The 570-nt window shown below is 72.6% G+C and carries 1 protein-coding gene and 1 pseudogene; both read right to left on the bottom strand.

All coding sequences use genetic code 11. The features are described from left to right. Window positions 1-210: pseudogene (locus LPA54_RS35665) on the bottom strand (oxidase); the annotation flags it as partial. A gap of 37 nt (window positions 211-247) precedes the next feature. Then, on the bottom strand, window positions 248-570 hold a 323-nt coding region (locus LPA54_RS35660; protein WP_228984716.1), incomplete at its 5' end, for a pyridoxamine 5'-phosphate oxidase family protein.

The raw sequence follows: 570 nt of genomic DNA, 5'->3' as shown, positions 1-570 counted from the left end.
CCGTACGTCCGGCAGGCCGTCCGCGTCCGCCGTCGCCAGGGACATGCTGTGCGGCTCGTGCTGCCCCGCCGCCGCGGCGTCCGCCAGCCACCGCGCGAACAGCGGCAGCGGCTCGGCGGGGGCACGCTCCGGGTCGAAGGCGCGCAGGTCGGTGACGGCCGGGTCCCACACCCGCAGGGACCGCAGCAGTTCGTGGAGGTCGGGTTCCATGGGGTGATTGTCGGCCCCCCGGCAGGAGGCGGCCGACTCAGATCGATCCGAGGTCCGACGACACCCACCGCTCCGGGCGCATCCGTACGACGACCTGCTCGCCGTGGTTCTTCCAGGCGAAGTCCACGTACCCCTCGACCTTCTCGGCCGGCAGGTAGCGCGTCGAGATCTCCCGCAGCCTCTCGACCGTGGCGGGGGAGGTGTCGACGACCGGGCCCTCGACGGAGACGTAGCGGATGGTCGGCTCGACGCGCTCCACCAGGAGGGAGAAGCGTCCCGCCGCCTGGAGCAGCCGGTTCTTGCGGGAGTGCAGGCCGGTGAGGATCCACACGTCCCCGCCGGGCGCGTACTGGTACCAGA

Source organism: Streptomyces sp. DH12, assembly GCF_020873895.1.
Lineage (GTDB): Bacteria > Actinomycetota > Actinomycetes > Streptomycetales > Streptomycetaceae > Streptomyces.
This window is presented reverse-complemented; position numbering and strand designations above follow the sequence as displayed.